At 36.5% G+C, this 6300-nt stretch carries 8 protein-coding genes; 2 read left to right on the forward strand and 6 right to left on the reverse strand.

What is annotated here, in order from left to right:
- The 4 genes from CUN59_RS15145 to sipA all read right to left on the reverse strand — a co-directional run.
- Window positions 1-82 (reverse strand): helix-turn-helix domain-containing protein (locus CUN59_RS15145; RefSeq protein WP_165790209.1); only part of this gene is annotated, 82 nt, incomplete at its 3' end.
- A 327-nt stretch (window positions 83-409) separates the two neighbouring features.
- The gene (locus CUN59_RS15150) at window positions 410-1279 is read right to left on the reverse strand and encodes a polyphosphate kinase 2 family protein (protein ID WP_104388626.1); all 870 of its coding nucleotides are present in this window, start codon (window positions 1277-1279) and stop codon (window positions 410-412) included.
- Between the two features lie 177 nt (window positions 1280-1456).
- Complete coding sequence (locus tag CUN59_RS15155) at window positions 1457-2011, reverse strand: peroxiredoxin (RefSeq protein ID WP_104388627.1); 555 nt, start codon at window positions 2009-2011, stop codon at window positions 1457-1459.
- A 55-nt stretch (window positions 2012-2066) separates the two neighbouring features.
- Complete coding sequence (gene sipA, locus CUN59_RS15160; RefSeq protein ID WP_104388628.1) at window positions 2067-2309, reverse strand: regulatory protein SipA; 243 nt, start codon at window positions 2307-2309, stop codon at window positions 2067-2069.
- A gap of 204 nt (window positions 2310-2513) precedes the next feature.
- Here sipA and CUN59_RS15165 point away from each other — a divergent pair, with 204 nt between their 5' ends.
- Window positions 2514-3353 (forward strand): FAD-binding domain-containing protein, encoded by an 840-nt coding sequence (locus CUN59_RS15165; RefSeq protein WP_104388643.1) that lies wholly within the window; start codon window positions 2514-2516, stop codon window positions 3351-3353.
- Between the two features lie 491 nt (window positions 3354-3844).
- Here CUN59_RS15165 and CUN59_RS21140 read toward each other — a convergent pair whose 3' ends face one another.
- Together CUN59_RS21140 and CUN59_RS15170 are read right to left on the reverse strand one after the other, a co-directional pair.
- Window positions 3845-4060: a hypothetical protein gene (locus tag CUN59_RS21140; protein ID WP_133164031.1), complete on the reverse strand. Its 216-nt coding sequence runs from the start codon at window positions 4058-4060 to the stop codon at window positions 3845-3847.
- 176 nt (window positions 4061-4236) lie between these two features.
- On the reverse strand, window positions 4237-5175 hold the full coding sequence (locus tag CUN59_RS15170; RefSeq protein WP_104388629.1) for a serine hydrolase: 939 nt from the start codon (window positions 5173-5175) through the stop codon (window positions 4237-4239).
- A gap of 289 nt (window positions 5176-5464) precedes the next feature.
- Between CUN59_RS15170 and CUN59_RS15175 the strand changes: the two genes are divergently transcribed.
- Entirely contained in the window at window positions 5465-6160 is a 696-nt protein-coding gene (locus CUN59_RS15175; protein WP_104388630.1) for a C40 family peptidase, read from the forward strand.
- Window positions 6161-6300: the final 140 nt, after the last annotated feature.

A 6300-nucleotide genomic window follows, 5' to 3' on the forward strand; every position in this document is an offset into this window, starting at 1 on the left:
TAGCACATCCAAAAGCTTGTGCTAGTTGTATTCCTTGTTCTTTAGATGGGTATATACGAACTTGAACAGCCTTGTGTAGCACTCAAATCACCTCCTTGATAAATTTATTTTAGCATGATATATTATTTTTGACAAGGGCGTAATACATAATATTAGAAAAACCTCAAATGTTCTTTGCTCTTACTCGGCTATGCCTCGTATTGATTGAGAACGATTTCGGTTTTTCCCGCCTTATATCCCGCCACTGATTAGGAGTACCAAATTCAGTGGGGGACTTACGGCGTAGTAGTTAAAATTAGTAATTAATTCCCTATATCTATGGATATATAACACTTCTATGTGATTTAAAAAAATATCAAGGCTAAGATCCCCCATCTTTGTTGAGAAATCGGGGATCTTTTTATCAACATTAATTTTCCGCTTCCAAAGTTTTTTTCGCTACTGATAATTGCTGTTTATATTCTTGACTCATTTGCGGATATTGCAAATCTAATTCCTGTAATTTTTTACAAATAATATCCGCCACTACCAACCGTGTAAACCACTTGCGATCGGCTGGAATAATATACCAGGGGGCAAGTTCTGTGCTTGTGTGATTAAAAACTTGCTCATAGGCATTCATATAATCATCCCAAAAACCTCTTTCCCGCACATCATTAACAGAAAATTTCCAATTTTTTTCCGGTGCTTCAATTCGTTCTAAAAATCTTCTTTTTTGTACTGCTTTAGAAACATTTAAAAAAAACTTGAGAACAATTACCCCATTATTTACCAAATATTTTTCAAAATTATTAATTTCCTCAAATCTTTGCTTCCATATTTGATCACCTTTAGGAAAATTCGGTAATTGTTGTTTTTTCAAAATTTCTGGATGTACACGTACTATCAGTAATTCTTCATAATATGAACGATTAAAAATGCCAATTCTTCCTCTTTCTGGTAAAGACTTCATCGAACGCCATAAATAATCGTGATCTAATTCTTCATCACTAGGGGATTTAAAACTAAATACCTGACATCCTTGGGGATTAACTCCAGACATAACGTGTTTAATGGTGCTATCTTTACCCGCAGCATCCATAGCTTGAAAAATAATCAATAAAGCATAGGTATTTTGGGCATAGAGAATATCTTGATATTTAGCTAGTTGTAAAATACCTGCTTTTAATTTTGTTGCCGCCTCACTTTTTTGATGAAATTCACATTTATAGGCTGGGTTATAATCTTTGGTTAAAGAAATATTAGACCCTGGTTGGACAATATAAGGATCATGATTCATATCAAGAAAATATCACTCCTATAAAATTTTCAATTTAGAAATCCTTGGCTAGGGGTAATTCATGAATTACCCCTACTTTCTAAGAAATAGCAAAGTAAGGATACAGCAAACACAACAAATCAGAGTTTTTCTTTGAGTCATGCTTGATCATTGATGGAAAAACTAGCTTCTGAATTCTTACACAGCAGATTGCAATTTTGTTAACTTTGCTAAAACTTCTTGGCTGTGAATAGTAGGATTAACTTTAACAAAAGTTTCTCGTAAAATACCTTGAGGATCAATAATAAAAGTGTGGCGCATGGAAACAAAACCAATCCAAGAACCATAAGCTTTACTAACTTCACCTTTAGTATCAGCTAATAAGGGAAATTTTAGCCCTTCTGAATCACAAAATTCTGCATGGGAATCAACATCATCAGCACTGATACCGATAATTTGAGTGTTTTTTCCCATGTATGTGGGTAAATCTTGCTGAAAACGGCGAGCTTCAATAGTACAGCCAGAAGTAAAATCTTTAGGATAGAAATAGAGAACAACCCATTGACCACGAAAATCCGTTAAAGAAACTTTACCATTTCCCGTATTTGTCGGTAAGGTAAACTCCGGTGCAGCTTGATTAATTATGGGTAATTTGCCCCCCAAAGCTTGAGCAGGAGAGGGAAAATTTAACCAATTGATGACAACTAAACAAGTTGCAAATAAGATGCTAATCAAAGAGCGACGGGAAACCATTGTTCAAACTAAAATAATCAATCAACACCAGTTTACTTTTTTGTAGTCATTATTCTCAATCTGATTCTGGGTCAATTGGGTTTTCAACACTTTCGATGTATTGACTATCAATGAGAAAAGCCCCTCTAGTAAAGCGTACACCCCAATAACCACCAGGGCGACAGTCCATAACTATACCTTCTTCTCCAATGTGAATCACATCAGGAGGACGTAACATAGGCATGGGGTCAGCAGTTTTTACATAAGGTGGCAATGCTACTACACGGACTTTACTACCAATGGGGAATTCTGGCGACATTTTGCAACAGTTTGTAATTTTGAATAATTAGATTAGGGATAATTAAAACTAATACCATTTCTTTGTAAAGTTGCATATAATTTTTCCCCCAGCTTCGCTGTCCCTTCTTGCTAAGGGTCGACTACAGGGGGTCTAATTATGTGCATCTTCATAGAAAATTGGTATGAGTTGCTACTGATTAAAAACCACCAAATCTATAATTTTATGTTACGTGAATTTAACAATCGTGCAGAATTAATCACATACCTCCGGGAACAGTTTCCCCAAGCAGCAGCAGTAGATGATCACATTAGCATCATCTCCGGGGGAAGGAAAGCCGCACAGCAAGCACTAGAGAAAGTTGATCCTATAGCTTATGCAAAAACACGCAACTTTTTAACTGGTGATGTTACTAAATTATCACCTTATATTCGTCATGGTGTATTAAGTTTAAGAGAAATTCGAGAATATATACTACAACGAGTTAAAAATCCAGATGATGCCAATAAACTCATTAATGAACTAGCTTGGCGCGACTATTGGCAAAGATTATATATCAAACTCGGAAATGGAATTTGGGAAAATCAGGAGGAATACAAAACCGGCTACAAAACCACGAACTACGCTCCCCAGCTACCCGCAGATATCAGCAATGGAACTACAGGACTATTTTGCATTGACAAATTTAGTCAAGAATTACAGCAAACAGGCTACCTCCACAACCATATCAGAATGTGGTTAGCAGCCTATATTATTCACTGGCGACATATTCAATGGCAAGCCGGCGCAAAATGGTTTCTCCAACATTTACTAGATGGTGATCCAGCAAGTAACAATATGTCATGGCAATGGGTAGCGAGTACATTTAGTCATAAACCCTATTTTTTCAACCGTGAGAACCTAGAACGTTACACCAAAGGCGTTTATTGTCGTCAATGTCCCCTGTTTGGTCAATGTGACTTTGAAGGCAGTTATGAACACATAGAACAGCGACTTTTTCCCAAAGCAGAATTTAGCAAACAACCTAACGGTCAAAGCTGGCAAAAAGGAACTAAACGGAAATAGCCCATTTCCTCTTTATTGCATATCTTTGTTAATAAATGTAAAGAACTAATTGCATCCAGAAAATGAAATGATATATTAAATCCATAGGACACAAGAGAAAAGAAACCAACTCAAAGAAAGGGCTAATTGATATAGTGTCCCCGGTCGGCAGCCCACCAAGTACAGCATTATTAATAGTACAGTGGCAAATAGCCAGAGTCTAGATGAAATGGCGAAGCCAAATCCCAGAGCGGAAAAACGTGAGGATGCTGTGTTTGTGATTCTAAAAGTCCACCCCTAGTAACTTACTATCGCGTAGTTTAATCATTTGAAACCTGTAAATTCGCTATAACCCGGTCAACCTTGATCGGGTTTTTAGATGTTTATATTTAACCATTTAAAACATACTCAAATCATATAAATTAAATCTAGCCTTTACTTAAAATCAAAATACAACAGATAAATTGCGACCCCAAATCATACACTATTCCCTTAACATTTTCCCCTATTTCTTAATACTCAATATCGCTATAAAGACATATCGCCATAGTTGTTAGTAGGTCATTCAGTGCAGTACAGAAGGGTACAGCTATCGGGAATTGTTGTCCAATCACAAATAATTCTACAAATTCTTCGCGGATGATATAATGGGTAACATAGTTGAGATTTATACCCACAGTATAACCATTACAAATAAAAGATACAATCCTATTTTCATCTATTTGCATAAATCTGATGGCAACTAAATTTATAAATTTGTGAGTTTTGATAATCGAAATTTATCATAACTCTCTAAGATTACATCTGTTTTGAGATTGTAGAATTACTCAAATATGTTAAATAGATAAATCTTTGATGTAGAGTGCGTTAAACTCTGTTAACGCACCACCTAGATTACGGTTGGTTATAAGTTGCTAACTGCTGCGGCAATTTTATCGGAAACAAACGGTAAAATTTCCTTACTCTTGGCATTTACTTTCCCTTCCGTAAATACTACCAAAAGATAAGGACGCTGATCTGGTAATTCAATATAAGCCGCATCATGACGGACAGAACTTGTCCAACCAGCTTTTGACCAAATTTGACTATTTGGAGGTAAACCGCCGCCTAAAAAGCCTGTAACCTGGTCTTCTTCCACATCTTGGGGTAAATCATCAGGGTTAACACTGCGTTTGAGTACTTTCATCATAGTTTGCGATCGCCCACTGGAAACAGCCACCCCACCGACGATACTATGTAATAATCTCGCAGTGGCATCAGTCGTCAGCATATTCCGATTTTCAAACATTTCCCCATAAAAAGCCCTTTCTCGACCATAGGGACCATCACCCCAGGTTTTTTGACATACATTAATACCTTTTGTTTCTTCCCAACCCAAGGACTGATAATAACGGTTAATAATATTCCGTTGATATTTCCAAGTTTCAAACGGTCCAGTCGGTAACTCAGGGCCAGAAGTAGTACCACTGAGAATATCAACTATTAAACTGGTAGCATCATTACTAGAATCAGTAATCATATCACTCAAGGCCCTTTCTAATTCCTTGGCAGTATTACTCATTCCCTTTTCTAACCATTCATGAACTGCTACCAAATAAAACAATTTGACAACACTGGCGGGATAAATACGTTCTCCACCCCGATAGTTAAAACCTCTCACACCATGATCCCAAAAAGCATCAGGAGTTAAAGCACCACCTGTATTTACAGGCACAGGAGGATCATACACCACCCAAGTTAAAGCGATTTGTCCACGGGTTAAATCGGCAAATTTAGACCAAGTTGCCTCTAAAATTTCATTACCAATATTTTCTAGTTGTTCGTCTTGATTGAAAAAAACCATTTGCAATAATTTCCTTATCTTCAGCCATTCCGCATTTACACTGTATAACCTAACTCGGTCTAATTCTTGTCAGTTTCAGCCTGGATGGCAAAACCATTACTACTACATCATCAGACAATACAGTACGGTTGTATGATAGGGTGAAATTGTCTGCATCAAGATTTACAGGATGGCTTATTGGGTTATCATACTTTTCTTTTAATCCTCAGCATCCTGATTTTGACATAATTGATTATATAATTCTGTTAATCCTTAAATCCTATAAATCCTGATTCAGACAAAAATCCTTATGTTTTTAAACTTATCTATTCCCCATTCCCCCACAGATGAATATTTCTGTCAGATTGATCTCAATTTATATGATGCTCCTGAATGTGTCCGTTTAGCAACCCAAGCCGCAGCAGGAAGACATTTAAAAATCACATCCAATCATCAAAATCAAGCAATTACAGTTTGTTTGTGTGAAGACGACTATCCTGGATGGTTATCTCTCTCAGATTTACGATTTGTTCAACCAGCACCAATAAAATATCAACCCCAATTGATATTATTAGACGAAATTCAACAACGCATACCAGAAATTATTGGTTTTACTCAAGCTGCCAAACAACAAGATAATTATTATCTTTGGGGAGGAACTGTAGCCCCAAATTATGATTGTTCTGGTTTAATGCAAGCAGCTTTTCGATCCGTCGGTGTTTGGCTACCAAGGGACGCTTATCAACAAGAAGCTTTTACCCAAGCAATTGATATCAATGAATTACAACCAGGAGATTTAATCTTTTTTGGTACTCCTCAAAAAGCTACTCATGTAGGATTATATTTAGGTGATGGTTACTATATTCACAGTTCAGGAGAAGAACAAGGACGTAACGGTATAGGTATTGATAAACTTTCAGACCAAGGTGATAAAGTTAGTCAAGCTTATTATCAACAATTGCGCGGTGCTGGTAGAGTGATAAAAAGTTATATTAGTAATTCGTAATTCGTAATTAATTCTCGTTCCTATACTCTGCATAGGAATGAGATCAAGCCAAATTTTTGGTAAAATTAACCATCAGCGATCGCCAATGACCAATCACCAATTACCAATTACCAATTACCAATGACCAATTACCAATGACC

It is taken from the genome of Cuspidothrix issatschenkoi CHARLIE-1 (genome assembly GCF_002934005.1).
Lineage (GTDB): Bacteria > Cyanobacteriota > Cyanobacteriia > Cyanobacteriales > Nostocaceae > Cuspidothrix > Cuspidothrix issatschenkoi.

Coding starts and splice junctions, on each gene's coding strand:
- CUN59_RS21140 (WP_133164031.1), bottom strand. CDS start 4,060: ATGCAAATAGATGAAAATAGGATTGTATCTTTTATTTGTAATGGTTAT.
- CUN59_RS15150 (WP_104388626.1), bottom strand. CDS start 1,279: ATGAATCATGATCCTTATATTGTCCAACCAGGGTCTAATATTTCTTTA.
- sipA (WP_104388628.1), bottom strand. CDS start 2,309: ATGTCGCCAGAATTCCCCATTGGTAGTAAAGTCCGTGTAGTAGCATTG.
- CUN59_RS15175 (WP_104388630.1), top strand. CDS start 5,465: ATGTTTTTAAACTTATCTATTCCCCATTCCCCCACAGATGAATATTTC.
- CUN59_RS15170 (WP_104388629.1), bottom strand. CDS start 5,175: ATGGTTTTTTTCAATCAAGACGAACAACTAGAAAATATTGGTAATGAA.
- CUN59_RS15155 (WP_104388627.1), bottom strand. CDS start 2,011: ATGGTTTCCCGTCGCTCTTTGATTAGCATCTTATTTGCAACTTGTTTA.
- CUN59_RS15165 (WP_104388643.1), top strand. CDS start 2,514: ATGTTACGTGAATTTAACAATCGTGCAGAATTAATCACATACCTCCGG.